General features: G+C 39.9%; 18 protein-coding genes. 4 read left to right on the plus strand and 14 right to left on the minus strand.

Going from position 1 to position 18,351, the window contains the following annotated elements:
- Positions 1-20: 20 nt before the first annotated feature.
- The 9 genes from DG474_RS04920 to ylqF all read right to left on the minus strand — a co-directional run bounded on the left by DG474_RS04920 (position 21) and on the right by ylqF (position 6,433).
- Entirely contained in the window at positions 21-299 is a 279-nt protein-coding gene (locus tag DG474_RS04920) for a hypothetical protein (RefSeq protein ID WP_050491205.1), read from the minus strand.
- Positions 299-724, minus strand: coding sequence for a hypothetical protein (locus tag DG474_RS04925; RefSeq protein ID WP_255777554.1), 426 nt, complete (start codon positions 722-724; stop codon positions 299-301). The genes DG474_RS04920 and DG474_RS04925 overlap by 1 nt, the downstream gene beginning before the upstream one ends.
- 100 nt (positions 725-824) lie before the next feature.
- Positions 825-1,247 carry a hypothetical protein gene (locus tag DG474_RS04930; protein WP_255777555.1) on the minus strand — a complete coding sequence of 141 codons (423 nt, stop codon included), beginning with the start codon at positions 1,245-1,247 and terminating at the stop codon, positions 825-827.
- A gap of 96 nt (positions 1,248-1,343) precedes the next feature.
- On the minus strand, positions 1,344-1,769 hold the full coding sequence (locus DG474_RS04935; RefSeq protein WP_255777556.1) for a hypothetical protein: 426 nt from the start codon (positions 1,767-1,769) through the stop codon (positions 1,344-1,346).
- Positions 1,770-1,868: 99 nt separating this feature from the next.
- Positions 1,869-2,303 (minus strand): hypothetical protein, encoded by a 435-nt coding sequence (locus tag DG474_RS04940; protein ID WP_255777557.1) that lies wholly within the window; start codon positions 2,301-2,303, stop codon positions 1,869-1,871.
- A gap of 151 nt (positions 2,304-2,454) precedes the next feature.
- Positions 2,455-3,201 carry a CPBP family intramembrane glutamic endopeptidase gene (locus tag DG474_RS04945; RefSeq protein WP_255777558.1) on the minus strand — a complete coding sequence of 249 codons (747 nt, stop codon included), beginning with the start codon at positions 3,199-3,201 and terminating at the stop codon, positions 2,455-2,457.
- Positions 3,202-3,252: 51 nt separating this feature from the next.
- On the minus strand, positions 3,253-4,803 hold the full coding sequence (locus DG474_RS04950) for a ClC family H(+)/Cl(-) exchange transporter (RefSeq protein WP_255777559.1): 1,551 nt from the start codon (positions 4,801-4,803) through the stop codon (positions 3,253-3,255).
- A gap of 12 nt (positions 4,804-4,815) precedes the next feature.
- Positions 4,816-5,595, minus strand: a complete 780-nt coding sequence (gene rnhB / locus DG474_RS04955) for a ribonuclease HII (protein ID WP_049518701.1) — start codon at positions 5,593-5,595, stop codon at positions 4,816-4,818.
- Positions 5,582-6,433, minus strand: a complete 852-nt coding sequence (gene ylqF / locus DG474_RS04960; RefSeq protein WP_000201310.1) for a ribosome biogenesis GTPase YlqF — start codon at positions 6,431-6,433, stop codon at positions 5,582-5,584. Before ylqF ends, rnhB begins: the two co-directional genes overlap by 14 nt.
- Before the next feature lie 214 nt (positions 6,434-6,647).
- Here ylqF and mazE point away from each other — a divergent pair, with 214 nt between their 5' ends.
- Positions 6,648-6,863 (plus strand): type II toxin-antitoxin system PemI/MazE family antitoxin, encoded by a 216-nt coding sequence (mazE, locus tag DG474_RS04965; protein ID WP_001098942.1) that lies wholly within the window; start codon positions 6,648-6,650, stop codon positions 6,861-6,863.
- On the plus strand, positions 6,847-7,203 hold the full coding sequence (locus DG474_RS04970) for a type II toxin-antitoxin system PemK/MazF family toxin (protein ID WP_042902272.1): 357 nt from the start codon (positions 6,847-6,849) through the stop codon (positions 7,201-7,203). The genes mazE and DG474_RS04970 overlap by 17 nt, the downstream gene beginning before the upstream one ends.
- A gap of 33 nt (positions 7,204-7,236) precedes the next feature.
- Here the strand turns inward: DG474_RS04970 and DG474_RS04975 are convergent, their stop codons facing one another.
- From DG474_RS04975 to DG474_RS04995, 5 genes are all read right to left on the minus strand, one after another.
- Positions 7,237-8,415: a hypothetical protein gene (locus DG474_RS04975; RefSeq protein WP_255777560.1), complete on the minus strand. Its 1,179-nt coding sequence runs from the start codon at positions 8,413-8,415 to the stop codon at positions 7,237-7,239.
- 17 nt (positions 8,416-8,432) lie between these two features.
- The gene (addA, locus tag DG474_RS04980; RefSeq protein WP_255777561.1) at positions 8,433-12,086 is read right to left on the minus strand and encodes a helicase-exonuclease AddAB subunit AddA; all 3,654 of its coding nucleotides are present in this window, start codon (positions 12,084-12,086) and stop codon (positions 8,433-8,435) included.
- Positions 12,083-15,358 (minus strand): ATP-dependent nuclease subunit B, encoded by a 3,276-nt coding sequence (gene rexB, locus DG474_RS04985; protein ID WP_200371432.1) that lies wholly within the window; start codon positions 15,356-15,358, stop codon positions 12,083-12,085. The genes addA and rexB overlap by 4 nt, the downstream gene beginning before the upstream one ends.
- 106 nt (positions 15,359-15,464) lie before the next feature.
- Positions 15,465-15,884 (minus strand): EVE domain-containing protein, encoded by a 420-nt coding sequence (locus DG474_RS04990; protein WP_049478249.1) that lies wholly within the window; start codon positions 15,882-15,884, stop codon positions 15,465-15,467.
- Positions 15,877-16,338: a MarR family winged helix-turn-helix transcriptional regulator gene (locus DG474_RS04995; RefSeq protein WP_000049667.1), complete on the minus strand. Its 462-nt coding sequence runs from the start codon at positions 16,336-16,338 to the stop codon at positions 15,877-15,879. Before DG474_RS04995 ends, DG474_RS04990 begins: the two co-directional genes overlap by 8 nt.
- A gap of 146 nt (positions 16,339-16,484) precedes the next feature.
- Between DG474_RS04995 and DG474_RS05000 the strand changes: the two genes are divergently transcribed.
- Both DG474_RS05000 and DG474_RS05005 read left to right on the plus strand, forming a co-directional pair.
- Positions 16,485-17,294, plus strand: a complete 810-nt coding sequence (locus tag DG474_RS05000) for a Cof-type HAD-IIB family hydrolase (RefSeq protein ID WP_195594153.1) — start codon at positions 16,485-16,487, stop codon at positions 17,292-17,294.
- 140 nt (positions 17,295-17,434) lie between these two features.
- Positions 17,435-18,343 carry an ATP-binding cassette domain-containing protein gene (locus tag DG474_RS05005; protein ID WP_255777562.1) on the plus strand — a complete coding sequence of 303 codons (909 nt, stop codon included), beginning with the start codon at positions 17,435-17,437 and terminating at the stop codon, positions 18,341-18,343.
- The last annotated feature ends 8 nt before the right edge of the window (positions 18,344-18,351 follow it).

Consider the following 18,351-nt stretch of genomic DNA (forward strand, 5'->3'; position numbering starts at 1 on the left):
TTCTCCTTTTCTCTATTCTACTATAATTTAAAGATAAATAACAGTAGAATAGAGAAAATCAAGTCAATTGTCACAGACACTGCATCAAATCCCGATATTCGGTGAGACTTAGTCGCAACAACACGGGATTCTTGATCATCTGAGGTGGTTATAGTGTTAGTTTCGTTTTTAGGATCAATATTAGACTTTTCTACAACCTGTTTTGTCTTTTTTCTACTTGAAAACTCTTCGTTCACACTATAAACAGCATAATCTTGGTTTAAATTATTCAAGTGTTCATCAGTATATTGGAAATTCATCATAGTTCTCCTTGCTCACTATCAGAATAAGTAATTTTCACTGACTTTAAAGTTTGCCCTTTATGAGTTTCTAAATACTGCCAATCTTCGTTTGTTTCTTGACGTCCACCATAATTGGTTTTATAGTTTAAATGATGATTAATTCCATATGAAAGAGTTCTTTCATCTTTAAATTTAATTTCGACATCACAAGACCACGAACCAGGAGGACTTGTGTACTCTGGATTGGAAATTTTAATCTCCTCAATCCCTTCATAGGAATTTTTTAAAGCATTAACTAGACTTACTTCATACTCTCTATTTCGACGCTCTTCTTGAGATTTTCCTAACATACTAAATATAAAAACACCTCCTAATGTGATAGTTGCGAGTAGAAAAACTATGAATAATGGTTTATAGCTTTTTCTTAATCTATCTTTACTCATTATCATTTCCTCTTTTTCTCAGCATATTCATCATTGACACTGTATACATTTTTCCCTTGATCTAATTCATTAAGTTGTTTTTCTGTATAATTAAATACCATTACTGTTCCCCTCTTTCTTTGTTAGAGTATGTAACCGTAACTGTATTAGTTGTTATTCCTTTTCTTCGGTTAAGAAAATCTCGCTGTCCATAAGTCATACGACCATTGTAAGTTTCTATCTCATCTAAGTTATGTGGAATTCCATAGAATATTTTTTCCCCATCTTCAAACAAAATATCAACCTTACAAGACCAGTCACCAGGAGGGTTCGTATATGTTGGATTGGAAATTTTGATTTCTTCTATCCCTTCATATGAATTCTTTAAGGCATTAACCAGACTTACTTCATATTCTCTATTTCGACGCTCTTCTTGAGACTTCCCTAACAACCTAAACATAAAAATAGCTCCTGCTGTGATGGCTACGAGTAACAAAACGATTAGTAGTCTTATATATCTTTTTTTATTGCTGGAAATATTCATTTAAGCTTTTCTCCTTTTTCTCCTTGAAGACTTTTCGTTCACACTATAAACAGCATAATCTTGGTTTAAATTATTCATCAGTATAATGGAAATTCATCATAGTTCTCCTTGCTCGCTATCAGAATAAGTAATTCTCACTGACTTTAAAGTTTTCCCTCTATGAGTTTCTAAATACTGCCAATCTTCGTTTGTTTCTTGACGGCCACCATAATTGGTTTTATAGTTTAAATGATGATTAATTCCATATGAAAGAGTTCTTTCATCTTTAAATTTAATTTCTACATCACAAGACCACGAACCAGGAGGGCTTGTGTATTCTGGATTAGAAATTTTAATCTCTTCAATCCCTTCATAGGAATTCTTTAAGGCATTCATCAAACTAACTTCATACTCTCTATTCCGATGTTCTTCTTGCGATTTTCCTAACAACCTAAACATAAAAATAGCTCCTAATGTGATGAATACGAATAGTAAAACTATGAATAATGGTTTATAGCTTTTTCTTAATCTGTTTTCACTCATTGTTATTTCCATTCCTCTCAGCATATTCATCATTGACACTGTATACATTTTTCCCTTGATCTAATTCATTAAGTTGTTTATCAGTATAACTAAATGCCATTATTGCTCTCCTTCGTCATTATTAGAATAAGTTACCCTAATTTTCGAAGCAGTTTTACCTTTGTTTTCATTTAAAAATTGTCGATCTTTTACTCTATTTTCCCATTCCAATGAAGTATCTGTTATTTCTTCAGTGTCTAGAGAATATCCAACACTATACTTAATTTTTTCTTCATGTTTAAATTTGATTTCTACATCACAAGACCACGAACCAGGAGGGCTTGTGTATTCTGGATTAGAAATTTCGATTTCTTCTATCCCTTGATAAGAATTCTTCAAGGCATATACCAAACTAACTTCATATTCTCTATTTCGACGTTCTTCTTGGGATTTCTCTAACATACTAAACATAAAAATAGCTCCTACTGTGATGGCTACGAGTAACAAAATGATTAGTAGTCTTATATATCTTTTTTTATTGCTGGAAATATTCATTTAAACTTTTCTCCTTTTTCTTATTATACAATATTCTAATCATTCTTTACAAAGTAGGGGGTAAAAATCATTCTATATACTGAAAATTAGATTTCTAATTCTTAAAAAACCAAATCTTTTTTGATTTGGTTTTGAAGATTTATAATTAATTTTATTTATACCGATTATACTCATCTTTTTTATGTATTACCATATAGCAGGATACCAAGATGATGAAGATTTTAAGCAGGTAGGTTTCGTATTGATCAGTATCTATGGTTAGCTGAGACAAGACGTTAATGATCGAATGTGTCATAACGCAAATCCAGAGATTCTTTGTTTTGATATAAAGAGCTGAGAGTATGAAAGAATTCGTAAGCAATCCAAATAAAAACGGTAGAGTTTTCAGTGTTGCTAGGGAACCATCTATGTAAAAGAACAACAGATGCCAAAGTGCCCAGCTGAAAAAGGTTAGGATTGTTGAGTAAAAATATGGCAACTTCTCTTGTAAAATTTGTTGAAAGACATATCGCCATCCAATCTCTTCTATACCACCAAAGACAATAAATTTGAAGAACATCAAAAATGGGAGATACCAGCTAAATTCTATCATTTTCCCACCAAACATTAGAAAAGAAAAATCAAGGATAATTAGGGAAAAAGATAATAAATAGTGTTTATAACTGGTATGAATGTTCAAAAAATCGTTAACGATCTTCTTAAAAGGAATATGAAAAAAGTGATTTGCAACAATGATTCCCCAAAGTGCTGAAGAAATGCCACCTAGAAAGATTCCTAAAATAGATAATAGATTGGACTGAACAGAAAAATGATTCAAGAGAAAGAAAAGGAGACAAGCTGATATTATTTGGCTAAAAGTGCCCAGCAAAAATACCGCAATTGCCTTATTTCTTTTCATTGAGAATCCTTTCAATAATATTTTACGTAAAATAAATTATGTAAACAGAACTTATAACAACAAATCTTTGACTTTTCCAATTTCACTTTTTGGAATCACCAGGTGAATCATATCACCAAGATACATTCTAGTTGAGCCGTTAACTGTTTGGCTTTTGCCATTATGGACTTGGGTGGTAATGAGTACGTTATGTGGCAAGTTGAGCTCGTGAACCTGTTTTCCAGCGATTTTGTCAGACACAGGGATTTCTATGAGGGTGACTTCTCCTTCGTCTGTTGCTTCTTCTGGTAGCATTTTTTCGAGCATGGCCTCATAGACTGGTGCTCCCTTGAGCAGATCCATGACGATGTAGGCGACTAAGGTCACTAAGCCCAGTGGCATGAGGTTGCGAATATCCCCAACCATCTCAGTTACGAGGATCATGGCAGTTAAGGGTGCCTTGGAAATTGCCCCAAAGTAGCCACTCATTCCCAGAATGACAAATATAGGGAATTGCTCCTGACTGACAAGCCCAAGGTTGACACAAATGACACCAACTAGGGCACCAAGTAAGGAACCAAGCGCCAGAATGGGAAGGAAAATTCCTCCTGGGAGGCCACTTCCATAGCTAATCATGCTCCAAATAAAGCGAATCAAAAAGTAAGCTAATAAAACCTGGAAACTAAAATCTTGCTCAGTTAGGGAAAGAACAAGCTGATTTCCACCACCAAGGATTTGTGGCAAGAAAATCCCGACTGGTATGATAAGGATAAAGGCTAGGATTGGATAATAAGCTTTATCCAAATGGATTTTTTGACCAATCCAGTCATAAATTCGACCAACATTGAGTACAGCCTTCTCATAGAGAAAACCAGAAAGCCCGAGAAAAACTCCCATAAGGAGGTATATCCAATACTGGTCTAGGTTCATGAGAGGAATGTTGTCTGGCATATCCAGTACGGGTGTTAGGCCAAATATGAGTAGTGAAACAAAGTTTGCTACGAGACTAGCTGCTAGTGTTGAGACCCAGAAAAAGCGGGAAAAATGGTGATATACTTCTTCTACGACAAAGAGCAACCCAGCAATCGGAGCATTAAAGGCAGCAGCTAAGCCTGCAGCAGCTCCACTGGCAATCAGGGAACGTTCCTCTACTGGGCTAGATTTGAGCCACTTCGCAATGCCTTTACCACCAACCGCTCCAAGTTGAATACTTGGTCCTTCACGCCCTAGCATAAGGCCACTTGCAATAGCAAGAATCCCTAGAATATACTTTTTCCAGAGGACACTCCACCAGTTGAGGCTCATCAGTCCCTTCAGCTCGGCTTCGACTTGAGGAATTCCTGAACCCTTGATATCTTTTTCTGACCGAGTTAGTTTCGCACTAAGCCAGCAAACTATTAAATAAAATAGACTAATGATAAAAAGATTGCGCACTAGGTGCGCTTGATCTTGATAAAGTCCTTGTATCAGGTGGAATCCCTTTTCGATTAAGAAACGAAAGGATCCGACGATTAGCCCGACGACGAGACCAACAATGATTCCTCGTCCAACTTGGGATAATATGGTGCTTGAGGCAAAGGCAAATTCTTTCTTGGAACTAAGTGTTTCTGACTGTTCCTCCATAATCATTTCCTCTTACTTATCTTTCTTGGTTGAAACCAGTGTTTTGACTGGTTCAAAACTGGTTCGGTGAATTGGGGTGACACCTAGTTTTTCCAATCCTTCTAGATGTTTAGCTGTTCCATAGCCTGCATTAGCTGTAAAATCATAGCCAGGATATTGCTGATCGTATTCCTTCATCAATTCATCCCGTGTCACCTTGGCTACTATAGATGCTGCTGCGATTAAGAGGGAGTTAGCATCTCCTTTGATAATGGAGGTTTGTGAAATTGGTAACTCCAGTTTCATGGCATCTATCAAGAGGTGCTCAGGTTGCGGACTGAGCTGGGAGATTGCTTCCTTCATGGCTAGTTTGGTAGCTTCATAGATATTGACTTGGTCGATGACCTGATTATCCATGATACCAATGCCGATTGCTAAGGCTTGGTCTTGAACAGCATGATAAATTTCCAGATGTTTCTTTTTGGGGATTTTTTTACTATCGTTGAGGCCTTTAATCTTACAATTTTTAGGTAAAATAACAGCTGCAGCAACTACAGGGCCAGCCAGAGGACCACGGCCGACCTCGTCAACACCTGCAATTAGGGTCAATCCTTGCTTATACAGTTCTTTTTCATAGGAAAGCATAGTTTCTAGGCGAAGGTCTTCGTCCAGTTCAGCCTGAATGGATTTTTTACGCTTGTTGATTTCTTTTTGAACTCCAGAACGAGGATCCTTTTCCAGTTCAAGAAAAAGGGGATTGTCTAATTCTTTGACAGTAGCAAGAAGTTCCTTGATTTCTTTAATCGTCGTCATCGATGTCGTCCAATGTATCTAAGGTGTAGTTACCGAGTTTTCCATCACGGACTTCCTTGACGAAGAGGCTGTAAAAGCGGTCGTAGTCGTCTCGGAAACCAAGGGCACGGGTCATATCCATGATGATAACAGGTGCTTCTTCTTCTATCTTCATTTGTTTGAAGCGTTCAGCTAGCTTTTCTGGATAATGTTTTTTGAAATAATTGAGACCAAAAATGGTCACTTCATCCATTGGGAGTAGTTGATCTTTAATTGCTCCAGTCAAGGCTAGTTTCAAAGCAACGGTTTCGTCTTCAAATTTAGGCCATAGAATACCTGGCGTGTCTAATATTTCCAGGTCTTTGTTGGTTTTGAGCCACTGTTGCCCCTTAGTAACACCTGGTTTATTGCCGACCACCGCAATCTTTTTCCCTGCCAAACGATTCATGAGAGTTGACTTACCAGCATTTGGAATTCCGATAATCATGGTCCGCAAGGTTTCGATCTTGATACCGCGTTCTTTCTGGCGTGCAATCTTATCAGCCATGAGCTTTTTAGCCGCATCTGTCACAACTTTTACAGTTACTTGCTCTTTGGAGTTGATAGCCAGAGTTTGGATTCCCTGTGATTCAAAATACTGACGCCATTCTTTGGTCATTGCTGGGTCTGCTAGGTCAGCCTTGTTCAAAATCAAGAGTTTAGGTTTATCACCCACAATCTTGGTTAACATAGGATTTTGACTAGATAAAGGTAGCCGAGCATCCACCAAAATCGTCACAAAATCAACAAATTTTAAATTCTCCTGAACTTGCCGCCGAGCCTTAGACATGTGGCCCGGAAACCATTGAATAGTAGCCATAATATTTTCCCCTTCCGACTAAAAAAAACGTGATTAAAACGTTTTCTTTCTTACCATCTATTCTATCATAAATGAGGAACTTTTGCACAGGCTTTGACCACAATAAATGACAAATAGTATTGGTCGACACATCCTTGATGCCAGTCAGGATTTACTTGACTTTTTTTGCTAACAGGTATATACTTAGTGTATACTAATTCGTGGAGGTAGAGCAATGAATACAGTAAAGACTCGGAAGGTGGGGAATTCGCTCACTGTGACCATTCCTAAAAATTTGGGGATGACAGAAGGTCAAGAAATGGTCGTCTACAAAGGGATTGACGGAGTCATTGTCTTAGCTCCAAAACTGAAAGATCCTTTTGATGGGATTACTGATTTGAGAATGACAAATGATTTTGAAGGAGTAAGGTCACTTGATAGCGAAATCTGAGTATATTCCTGAAAAGCAGGATATCATTTGGCTGGACTTTGATCCATCAGTCGGTCGAGAAATCCAGAAACGGCGACCTGCCTTGGTAGTTTCTAGGAGAGAATATGCCTTGCAAACTGGTTTTGTAGCTGTCTGTCCTATCACTCATGGCCAACAACGCTTGGCAGAAAAAGGCTTGCTCGTTCCTGTCTCGTCGGACAAGGTAGATGGCGCTGTCAATCCATTTCAACTGTATACCTTTGATTTTCGGATGCGTAATGCTCAAAAAATAACAAGAATGGACACGCAGTGTTTTCAGAAAGTCGTCCAACTTTACCAGTACATATTTGGTGATACTTAAATCCTACCATGCATAGACAAGGTAGGATTTTTTCTATATGAGTAACCTATCTAAAAACGGATGAAGACAATTGAGGAGAATCCCTCTAGTCCAACTTTCTTGTGCAGATGATAGATGTTCTGCCTGAAGGCATTCTTTTAGAAAATCGCGGACTTGTTCTGGTGCAATTTCAAACTCAAAGGCTTTCATCTTGTAGAAAAAATCGATGAGATGCTCAGATAAGTAATCATCTGAAAAAGGTACTTCTCCACTTTTTCGAAATTCTAATAGGAGCCGAGAAAATCTGGATTTTTCATCAGGTAAATCCCGAAAATAGGAATTAAGAAGCCAAGTCTGCTTCTGCTTTCGTTCAATAGGATCTTGATTTGCAATCCGCTGATCCTTTTCCAGCTCCTTTTGGTTTTGTTTAGCCTTGATAGCCCGTTCGTCTCTATTCTTACCAAAGAGAATTTTTTCCCATTTTCGTTCTTCTTGGGTCAAGGTTTCTGTAAAGCCGAAGTAATCTTGATAGGCTCGTTCTGCAGGCCCCATAGCAAGAATGAGGTTGTCAGCGTATTGCTTGGCGATTTTATCTCTTTTCTTGCGTTCTTTCTCTGCCTGAATCCGTAAATGCTGCTCGTAGTCGATTTTCTCCTTGCCTAGTTTGACAAGGTAGAGTTGTTCATCGGTCTTACCAAGTAGAGAAGGTTTGATACACTTTTCCAGCACTTCTTCCATACGAGCCTTCTTCTTTGGCTCTGCCTTGGTCCAACTTCCGCCTTGAAAGACCTCTAGGAAGAGCTGATAGTCTCTCTCAGGCGCAAAATGATTGCCACGATTGGCTTTGAAAACACCTTTCTCCCAAAACCATTTTAGAAGTCGTTCGTCAAAATCGCTTTTATTAACCTTGATTTTTTCCTTTTTCTGAGCTTTCCTGGTCAGGTTTTCAACTTTTCTGAGTAGTTTTTCTTCCTCTTCTAGTTGCTGGTCAAGGGATAATCGATGAAAATGACGAACACAGTCGCTTCCTATAGGAAAGAGACGTTGGCCTGTAACTCCGTTAAAGAGTTCGTAGGCGTATTTAATGGCATTTCCGCAGATACAATTACTACGCCCAATACCATTAAAAATCAAGGAAACTTCATTCCATTCCTTGGTAGCTTGATCCCAAGTATCAGCTTTTGAAGCTTGTAAAACTGCATCGTGCAGGGATTTTCTAACTGGAAGTGTCATGAGGTCTCCTTTCTAGGTTATACTTTTACAACTTGAACCTCATCTTTGCCGAGCAAAATCAAGTATTTTTCAATGTTTTCAATCGAATAGGCTCGTGATAAAGCTTCTCCGTATAAGGCTAACTGACCACGATAGCGGTCTATGAGTTGACTTGGTTCATCGTAATGGTCTGTTTTGTAGTCGAAAAGAACGATACGATCCTTATAAAGAAGATAGCCATCCAAGATTCCACGAACAACAAAGTCTTCCTGACTCTTTTGGTCGCGTTTGAGCATGGAGAAAGGTTGCTCGCGATAGAGATGATTTGTATTGGCGAGAATTTCTTGACCGAGTGACGTATCAAAGAAGGCTAGGATTTTAGAAAGATTGATCTTGTCTCTAACAGCTGGACTAGTTTGAACTTGTTTAAGAGTATCTTTCAGGCTAGCAAGTGTTGGTTGCTGACCAAGGTCCATTCTCTGCATGAGTTCGTGGGTTGCACTACCAATTTCTGCTCCTGTTACCTTTTCTTTAGTTGAAAAATCTGGTAAATCAAAGCTGATTGGCTTCTCTGGTGATTTGGTTTGGTTAGCAATTTGTACCCCTTCCATATCCATTACTGGTTCGTAGAATTTCTTGATTTGGCTTGGAGTTTGGACACTAGGGAGTTCAATAGCTGCACGGTGAAGCGTATTATAGACTTCTACTTCTTTTAGCATTTCCAAAGCTTCTTTGATAGTTTCTGACTGGCGATTGTCTGCTTGAGAGCTATCTTGGAGAGGGCTCTTGTTTTCCAATTCTCCGATAGCTTCTCTAGTCAACTGGTCTTCACCAACAAAACGATAGCTAAAGTTGAGATTGTCCTTGGTAAATACTTTACTGATAGCCCAGACCCAATCTTGGAAATTTCTTGCTTGCAGTCTGGTATTGCCATCTAATTTTCCATTGTTTGCTGCTGGATATTCCTTGGCTTCTAGCTTTTCACGAGAACCCTTGCCGACAAGATAGAGTTTTTTCTCAGCTCGCGTCATGGCAACATATAGCAGACGCATCTGCTCTGAATAGCTAGCCAGTTGCAGTTCTTTCTCATTCTGCGTATAAGTTAAGCTAGGAATAGAGAGTTTGATGGTTTTAGGATAGTGTGCTTCCACTGCTCCTGTTTCCACTTTGGCAATGTATTTGACACCAAGCCCATTTTGACGACTGAGAATAACTTCTGACATCGAGTCTTGCTTGTTGAAGTCCTGATCCATATTGAGGATAAAGACATAAGGAAACTCCAGTCCTTTGCTCTTGTGAATGGTCATAAGTTCCACGGCATCTTTAGGCGGTGCGACGGCTACGCTTGCGAGATCATGCTGGGCTTCCAAAACCTGATCAATCATACGAATAAAACGAGACAAGCCCTTGAAATTACTCTTTTCAAACTGATCTGCTCGCAGAGCTAGGGCGTAGAGATTGGCCTGTCTAGCAGGTCCGTTTGGCAAAGCCCCAACATAGTCATAATAAAAACGGTCGTTGTAAATCTTCCAAATCAAGTCATAGAGAGAGTGGGTTTTGGCATATAAGCGCCAAGAATCCAAAATATCCATGAATTGATTGAGTTTTTCAGCTAGAGCTGTATGAATCAAGTTTTTCTGACTTGTTGCCAGTTTTTGAGCATTGACCAGTTTCTCATAGAGATTTTCTTGGATTTTATTCTCTGCTTTCTGGAGGGATAAACGTGCCAACTCGTCCTCATCAAAACCAAACATTGGAGACTTCATCAGAGCAACTAAGGCATAGTCTTGCAGGGGATTGTGAATGACACGAAGCGTATCCAGCATGACTTGCACTTCTAGGGATTGGAGATAATTGTTTTGCTCACCGTCGGTTTTGACAGGTATCCCGTACTCAGACAGGGCAAGAAGAATCTGGTCATTACGACTGCGGCTGGAAGTCAAAAGGGCTATTTCTTTAAAGGTAACACCTTTTTCCTGATGAAGCTTTAAGATTTCCTTGATGACCAGGCGCATTTCCCCAGTGAGTTTCGTTTCTGCTTGGCTTTCTTCTTCCTCTTGCCCACTATCGTTCTTGTCGTAGAGGAGAAATTCTGCCTTATTTTCTGGATTGGGAGTTAGTTTGGTATTGGCAAAAACAAGCTGGTGCATGCTATCGTAGTTGATTTCGCCGACCTCCTGGTCCATAAGGCGTCCAAAAACATCATTGGTTGCTGACAGAACTTCTGAACTACTACGGAAATTTTCCTTGAGCAAAATCAGCTTTCCTTCTTGAGGATTTTGCGCATAGCGTTGGAATTTTTCATTGAAAATCTGGGGATCTGCCTGACGGAAACGGTAGATGGACTGCTTGATATCTCCCACCATAAAGCGATTGTGACCATTCGACAGCAATTCCAGCATCCGTTCTTGAATGTGGTTGGTATCCTGATACTCATCGACCATGACTTCATGGAATCTCTCTTGATAAGTCTCGCGAACTTGTGGGAAATTCTCTAAAATCTCAATGGTGTAATGACTAATATCAGCGAATTCAAAGGCATTTTCCTGGTGTTTGCGTTCACGATAAGCCTCCACAAAATCACTCATAAAGGTTTGGAAAGTTTTAGCTAGCTCCCAAGTATCTTCATGATAACGTTCTTGGTAGTCGAGAATGGTTATCTGGTCCGCTAGTTGTCCTAGTTTAGCAAACTGGGTCTTTCTCTCTTCGTTGTAGGCATCAGCCAGTGGCTTCAAATCGGCCTTACGACTGGAGTTAGCTAGAGATCGACCATTTTTCTCCTTAGAGATGGCGATAATACGCGCAAGCACAGCTTGATAAGCCTGGCTATCGGACTCTTGATTTAAGGAGCCAATTTCATCCAGAACCAGCTGCACATTTTCTAAATAGGCAGCTTTTGGAAACTCCTTGGCATCGTTATCCAGATGATAACGGAAGAAACTTTCCAAGTCCCAAAGCGCCTGCTTGATTTGCTCAGTTAGTTTGTCTTTTTCATTTGCAAAGTCAGCTTCTTCAAACCCTTTGAGGAAAGACTCGTTCAGCCATTTTTGGGGACTGCTGGTGGATTGAAGGAAATCATAGATTTTGTAGACTTGCTGGCGCAGACCTCGTTCATCCTTGCCACGTCCAGCAAAGTTTTTCACTAATCGACTAAATTTCTCTTTATTTTCACCTTGGTAATGCTCTTCAAAAACCTGATGAAAAACTTCGTTCTTTAAGAGTAACTGTTCACTTTCATTTTGCAAAATACGGAAGTTCGGTGCGATATCAATCAGATAGCCATGTTTGCCAAGGAATTTTTGCGTGAAGGAGTCCATGGTTCCGATGGCAGCGTTTGGTAGATCTGCCAACTGGCGTCCCAAGTGTTGTTTGAGATCAACATCATCGGTTTCTTGGATTTGTTGGCTGATTTTTTTCTCCAAGCGCTCTTTGAGTTCAGTAGCAGCCTTGACGGTAAAGGTCGAGATAAAGAGTTGGCTGATTTCCACGCCACGTGCTAATTGGTCCAGAATACGCTCTGCCATAACAAAGGTCTTCCCTGAACCAGCAGACGCTGAAACAAGGATATTTTGCCCTGCGGTATAAATGGCTTCGATTTGCTCGGCTGTTTTCTTTTGTTCCTTGTTCGAACTCGCTTCTGCTTCTTGCAATTTTTGAATCTCTTCCTCAGTTAAAAAGGAAATGGGCTTCATCGATTCAACTCCTCTCTCATTTTCTCAAACCAAGCTTGCTTGAGCTTTTCTCCAACCAGACGCTTGCCATCAGCTAAGTCCAACTTCTCTAGGAAACGTGCTTGTCCTAAGTGATAATTGGCTTCAAATCCAGTGATGGCTTGGTGTTGCTGAACGTACGGGGCAATACTTCTGCCATTCTCTGTGTATGGATTGATGGCAAACTGGCCTTGTAAAATCTTCTCAGCTGCCTTTTTGTACAGATGGGCATTGTAATCCAGTAAGAGCTGGAATTCCTCGTCTGTCAGCTGATTAGCCTTGTTTTTGTTATAAAACTCTCCCAAATGACTACTTTCTTTTTCTAAAAAGAGACCTTGGTATTTCATAGACTTGCTAACTTCTGCTACTGCTCCTGCCAGACTTTTAACAGCTAATAAAGATTGGACAGGTTCAGCCATTTCCAAGTACATAGCGCCAAAAAAGTTCTGCTCCCCTTCTCTTTTTAAGGCAGCAAGATAGGTTGGCAACTGGGAATTAAGCCCATTAAAGAAATGAGGAAACTGGAACTGAGTTAAACTAGACTTGTAGTCTACCACTCCTAACGCTCCATCAGCTTTCAGGCGGTCAATGCGGTCAACCTTGCCTCGCACATGGACACTCCGACCATTATCCAATTGAATAAAGGCTTGATCTTTACCACCAAATGCTGCTTCCTCTTGGATGGTTTCAATGGCTGGATTATGCCGAAGGATATGGCCCGTAGTTCGCGCGACATCAAGTAGAACTTCCTTGGTAAACTGGGCTTCCAAACTTTCTTGATAAATGGCTTCAAATTCCCGTTCTTGACTAGTTTCTTGAATAGCTTGCTCCAAACGCTGGTCAAATGGATTTTCAGCAGGTAGTTTCAAGGCATGCTCAAAAATGCGGTGCAAGAAATTCCCGTGACTGCGAGCATCTGGACGAAGCCGCAATTCTTCCTGCAAACCTAAGACATAACGGAGGAAATAACTGTATTCATTGCGGTAAAACTCAGTCAAACCAGACGTAGACAGGTAAAACTCTTTGTCAGCGGGATAGAGAGCCTGCAAGGTCTCTTTCTCTAATGGCTTGCTGCTTGGGCTAGTTGGGAGTGCTGGATTTGTAAGACCTTTTTGGTCAAGTTTTTTCCCCATCACACGCGCCAGAACCTTGACAAAGGTCAAATCTTGCTCAGTATTACTTGTCTCGCCCTGCTGATGATAGGCAACCAGACTAGACAAAAGGCTGTGATATGAACCCATATCATCCTTAGACAGACTTTTTTGATGAATCTTCTTCTCTATTCGGCTAAATCCAAAACTCACCAGTTCCTGAAGATAGGCCGATTCCTTGCTCTCATTTTCATTGAGGAGACTTGGAGCTGACAAAATCAACTGATTACGGGCAGCATTGACTAAGGAAAGCATGGTGTAGCGATTTTTCTTGAGGTTTTCACTACTTGCAATCAGTAATTGTGCTCCCTCTTCAGTCGCTTGGTTTAGGCTTTGTCTTTCTTCGTCTGTTAACAGGCTGGTGTTTTGCGCAATTTTTGGTAAATGATCCTGAGTCAGCCCAATGGCATAGACAAAATCAGCCGTTAAGGGCGCAATCAAATCGTAACTCTGCACCAGAACGGTGTCAACAGTTGCTGGAATGGTGCGATACTGGGACAAACTCATTCCAGAATGGAGCAAGGCTAGGAAATCCTCCAGACTAACTTGTGAACCAGCAAAAACCGTCGCAAATTGTTCTAAAACATGACAGAAGGCTTTCCAAACTTCGGCTTGTCTTTCCTGTTCAAGAGCTTCCATGGTAGCTGTCAATTCTTGCATCTGCTTGCTTAAAGCAGCATTTTTTAGAAAAGTATTCCACTTTTGCAAGAGATTTTCAGTCTTTTGCTTCCGACTGGCAAATAAGGTTTCAAGTGGTGACAAAATACGCAAACGAAGAGTATTTAAATGAACTAAATCAAATTTTCCATGGTGGGATTTAGTAAATGTTTGCTGAAAAGCTGGCAAGCCATTGATGCCAAGATAGCGGAGATATTGCTCAAAAGTATCAATATCCGCTTGGCTAAGGTCAGTATACAGACCAGTTCGGAGGAGATTAATCAAATCCTCCTGACGGAAACGGTAGCGTTTCAAACGCAAAATAGATTCGACATACTGGGTTAAGGGATGATGGGCCATGGATTCACTTCTACCAAGATAGAAAGGAATCTGGTACTGCTCAAAAATGGTTTTCAGCGATAACTGGTAAGAAGCCACATCACCCAAGAGAATACGAAAATTCTTGTAACTTAATTCTGGATGGTCATGTAATTTCTGACGAATAGCGCGAGCCACCAGCTCCAACTCCTCTTTTTGCATCAAACAAGACCAAATTTGCAGATTTTCACGGTCTTTCTCATCAACCTCCAATGTTAATTCTGAAAAGTCATAAGAAGACTCCAGCAAACGAGAGGCCTTGTCAAAACTATCCATTTTCTCATGTGTCTGAGAACGATCCTGAGCAGGTGTTTGGTATTTTGCCCCCAAATGATGAAGAAATTCCACACTGGCTTGATAGAGATTTCCTTCAGTAAACGGACTGGTATAAGCTTTCTTGCTTGCATAGGCCCCAATGACAATCTCGGCACCTTTTCGGTGGAGTAGATCCACTACACGCTCTTCCTCGGCAGAAAAACGGGTAAATCCGTCAATGACTAAGGCAAGTTGACTGAAATCACTACTTACCTTGTCATTCTCAATAGCCTCAATCAAATGAGATAACTGACTTCCCTGAGCCAACTGACCTTGATTGAGATAGGCTGTTACTTTCTCAAAAATCAAGAGTAAATCTGCTCGCTTATCCTCATCTGTCAGACTTTCCAAGTCCAAAAAGCTCATCTGAGCAGTCGTCATCTCATGATAAAGTTCAATCAACTGCTGGATAAATTGAGGATCCTGCTTAATTGCACCATAAACACGTAAGTCCTTGGGATCGAGTTCCGCAAGGCACTTATAAAAAGCCATCCCAAGCCCGATGTCATCTAGACTAGTTTTAGTCGGCAAGTCATTTAAAACCAGGTAACGAGCCATTTGAGTGAAACGCGTGACGGTAATCGCAAAAGAAGCCTGCTGGGACAAGCATTCCAGCACGGCGCGTTCTTTTTCAAATGAAAGAGAGTTGGGGGCGATGTAGAAGACCCGCTTGCCAGCAGCAACTAGCTCTTCTGCCTCTCTGGTTAAAATATCTGTCAAAGAAGTCCGAATATCAGTATAAAGTAATTTCATCTCTGCCTCGTTTGGTTTATCAAAGTTTCTTACTCTATTATAGCAAAGTTCGCTTCACAGTCCAAATCCAAAATTCTAGTTGACAATCATTTAATTAGCAAATCAATCATGCTTCATCATCCACTTTCATATGCTGAAAGATATGGAGGAAAAAGTCTTTGGAAACTTCAAAATGCCCATAACGGAGTCGAGAAGTATAGTCTTTCCATTCAGGATGTTGTCTGGCTATTTCTATGGAACAATCTTTGACTGGTAGATAATACTCGACATTTCTTCTAAAGGGAAAGAATCCTTCAAATTGCTCTACTTGATAGGCCTTGTCGTCTATAATTTTACCTACGGCCACAAAAGCCTGTAACTTATCTTGACCGTTCATATCGTATTTCGGACTATAGTATAAAAGATAGTCACCTTTTTTCATACGGTTTAAGGGGCCGCCCTTTCCATGACAGACCTGACAAAAATTCCCTTCAACTCCTCTTAAAACATGGTTCTTTGAAACAACTCCGACCCAATATCTAGGCATTTTTATCCTCCAACTCTACTAAAAAACGATTAAAAACTTCTCTATCGTTAGATAGTTTTTCAAAAAATTCTTCATCAACACCTTCTACTAAAGGCAAAGCTTGATTGACCTTCTCCGCACCAGAATTCGTCACTGAGACAAGTTTTGCCCGACTATCCTTTGGATGTTGATCGCGTCTAATGTAGTCTTTCTTCTCCAGTAGTCTAACAATCTGAGAAACCGTCATGACATCCATACCGGTGAACCGAGCAATATCAACTTGCGTTACATATTCCTCTCTATTAGACAAAAACAAGAGCGAGGTTAAAACGATAAATTGAGGCAAAGTGAGACCAACTGATTTCAAGACTCTTTTTAAATTACTTTCCCACTTGTTGTAGACTTTAATGAACAGAAGACCTGTAGACTCTGTTTCATCATTTTTGTAAATTGAATTAAAGTGATACTTTGACATTTTTTCTCCTAAAATATTAAGTATACATATTATATAAGATTTTATTTTCTTTTTCAAGAAAAGGAAGCTTGAATTTTACTATTCTGTCAGACATTTTATAGTCTATATGCTATAATAAAAGCAAAACACATAGAAAAGGAAGTCTTATGATTAAACTACTAGCCTTGGATATGGACGGAACCCTCCTTAACGAAGCCAAGGAAATCCCTCAAGCCCACATTACTGCCATTCACCAAGCCATTGAAAAAGGTGTCAAATTGGTTCTCTGTACAGGTCGCCCGCTTTTCGGTGTCCTCCCCTACTATAAAAAACTAGGACTTGACCTCCAGAACGAGTACGTCATAGTCAATAACGGTTGTTCAACCCACCAGACCAGTGACTGGAGTCTAGTGGACTGGCAAGAACTCAGTCCAGCTGACATCGAATACCTCTATGACCTAGCAGAAAAAAGCGACGTCCAGTTAACTCTTTTTGATGAGAAACATTATTTTGTCCTCGGTGGTAAGCCTAATGAAATTGTTCAAAATGATGCCAAGCTCGTCTTTTCAGACCTGACTGAAATCTCCCTTGAGGACGCGACTAGTGGCAAGTATCGGATGTTCCAAGGCATGTTTTTAGGAACAAAAGAGCAAACAGACGATTTTGAGCAGCGGTTTGCTGAGGAACTCTGTCAACGATTTAGCGGTGTTCGTTCGCAGCCTGTCATTTATGAAGCCATGCCACTTGGAACGACAAAGGCTACTGCTCTTTCTCGACTAGCAGAGATTTTGAAGATCGAGCCCTCAGAGATTATGGCCATGGGCGATGCCAATAACGATATCGAAATGCTTCAGTTTGCAGGACTGGGCATTGCAATGGGAAATGCCAGTGACCATGTCAAATCCCTTGCTAATGACGTTACAGCCAGCAACGAAGAAGACGGCGTTGCGCGTGCGATTGAGAAGTATATTTTATAATTGAGAAGCCCAGTTCATATCAACTGGGTTTGGTTTTTTTAGAATCACAAAACTTTAGAAACTCTTTAGAAACACTTGAGCTTTCTTTGATTTCTATAGCTTATACTAAAGTTAGAAAAATAAACTAAAAGGAGAAAATCATGAAAACAGTACTCGAAATTCATGGACTGACCAAACAATTTGGCCAACAAGCTATTCTTCAAGATCTTAGTCTAACCATAAAAGAGGGAGATATTTATGGACTAATCGGAAAAAACGGAGCTGGTAAAACTACTCTTATTAAAATCATTACACAATTATTGTTTGCGGACAAAGGTACAGTTTCCCTCTTTTCTAGCAAAGAACAAAATGAGTGGACCAAAGCTTTATCTCGAGTGGGTTCTGTTATCGAATCACCTGTAGCCCATAATCACTTAACAGCCTATCAAAATCTGAAATATTATTGTATGATTCGTCATATCCCAAATGCTGATAAGGTGATTCATGAGACTTTGGACTATGTTGGCTTGTCAGATACAGGGAAAAAAGTCTTTCGTGATTTCTCACTAGGAATGAAACAAAGGCTTGGCATCGCCATTGCCCTCCTATCCAAACCTGACTTCCTTATTCTTGATGAACCTATTAATGGTCTCGACCCAATTGGAATCAAAGAATTTCGTCTCATGATCCAGCGGCTCAATCAAGAAAAAGGCATAACCATCCTCATCTCTAGCCATATCTTGTCAGAACTCTATCTCTTAGCTAATCGCTTTGGTATTCTGGATCAAGGTAAGATTATCCGTGAAATCAGTAAAGCTGAGTTTGAAACACTGAGCGAGGATTATATTGTGCTTAAAACAAGCGACAAGGAAAGAGCTTGTCAGGTATTGAAAGAACAAATCAAGCTCCAGTTTAAGGTTGTAAACCCTGAAAATGAAATCCATATCTTTGGTAATGAACAAGATGTCAAACAGATTCTCAAGCAACTAACTTTGTCCGATGTTGCTATTGATGAGATTTACTTTGCCCGTCAAAACCTAGAAGAATACTTCACCCAATTGGTAGAATAGGAGAAAAA

Origin of the sequence: Streptococcus oralis (assembly GCF_024399415.1) — a bacterium.
Classification (GTDB): domain Bacteria; phylum Bacillota; class Bacilli; order Lactobacillales; family Streptococcaceae; genus Streptococcus; species Streptococcus oralis_CS.

Excerpts from the sequence above, each read along its gene's own strand:
- DG474_RS04940 (WP_255777557.1), bottom strand. The coding sequence starts at position 2,303 with ATGAATATTTCCAGCAATAAAAAAAGATATATAAGACTACTAATCATT.
- DG474_RS04975 (WP_255777560.1), bottom strand. The coding sequence starts at position 8,415 with ATGACACTTCCAGTTAGAAAATCCCTGCACGATGCAGTTTTACAAGCT.
- DG474_RS04990 (WP_049478249.1), bottom strand. The coding sequence starts at position 15,884 with ATGCCTAGATATTGGGTCGGAGTTGTTTCAAAGAACCATGTTTTAAGA.
- DG474_RS04925 (WP_255777554.1), bottom strand. The coding sequence starts at position 724 with ATGAGTAAAGATAGATTAAGAAAAAGCTATAAACCATTATTCATAGTT.
- mazE (WP_001098942.1), top strand. The coding sequence starts at position 6,648 with ATGAATACAGTAAAGACTCGGAAGGTGGGGAATTCGCTCACTGTGACC.
- DG474_RS04945 (WP_255777558.1), bottom strand. The coding sequence starts at position 3,201 with ATGAAAAGAAATAAGGCAATTGCGGTATTTTTGCTGGGCACTTTTAGC.
- DG474_RS05000 (WP_195594153.1), top strand. The coding sequence starts at position 16,485 with ATGATTAAACTACTAGCCTTGGATATGGACGGAACCCTCCTTAACGAA.
- DG474_RS04935 (WP_255777556.1), bottom strand. The coding sequence starts at position 1,769 with ATGAGTGAAAACAGATTAAGAAAAAGCTATAAACCATTATTCATAGTT.
- addA (WP_255777561.1), bottom strand. The coding sequence starts at position 12,086 with ATGAAGCCCATTTCCTTTTTAACTGAGGAAGAGATTCAAAAATTGCAA.
- ylqF (WP_000201310.1), bottom strand. The coding sequence starts at position 6,433 with ATGGCTACTATTCAATGGTTTCCGGGCCACATGTCTAAGGCTCGGCGG.
- DG474_RS04930 (WP_255777555.1), bottom strand. The coding sequence starts at position 1,247 with ATGAATATTTCCAGCAATAAAAAAAGATATATAAGACTACTAATCGTT.
- DG474_RS05005 (WP_255777562.1), top strand. The coding sequence starts at position 17,435 with ATGAAAACAGTACTCGAAATTCATGGACTGACCAAACAATTTGGCCAA.
- rexB (WP_200371432.1), bottom strand. The coding sequence starts at position 15,358 with ATGAAATTACTTTATACTGATATTCGGACTTCTTTGACAGATATTTTA.
- DG474_RS04995 (WP_000049667.1), bottom strand. The coding sequence starts at position 16,338 with ATGTCAAAGTATCACTTTAATTCAATTTACAAAAATGATGAAACAGAG.
- rnhB (WP_049518701.1), bottom strand. The coding sequence starts at position 5,595 with ATGACGACGATTAAAGAAATCAAGGAACTTCTTGCTACTGTCAAAGAA.
- DG474_RS04950 (WP_255777559.1), bottom strand. The coding sequence starts at position 4,803 with ATGGAGGAACAGTCAGAAACACTTAGTTCCAAGAAAGAATTTGCCTTT.
- DG474_RS04920 (WP_050491205.1), bottom strand. The coding sequence starts at position 299 with ATGAATTTCCAATATACTGATGAACACTTGAATAATTTAAACCAAGAT.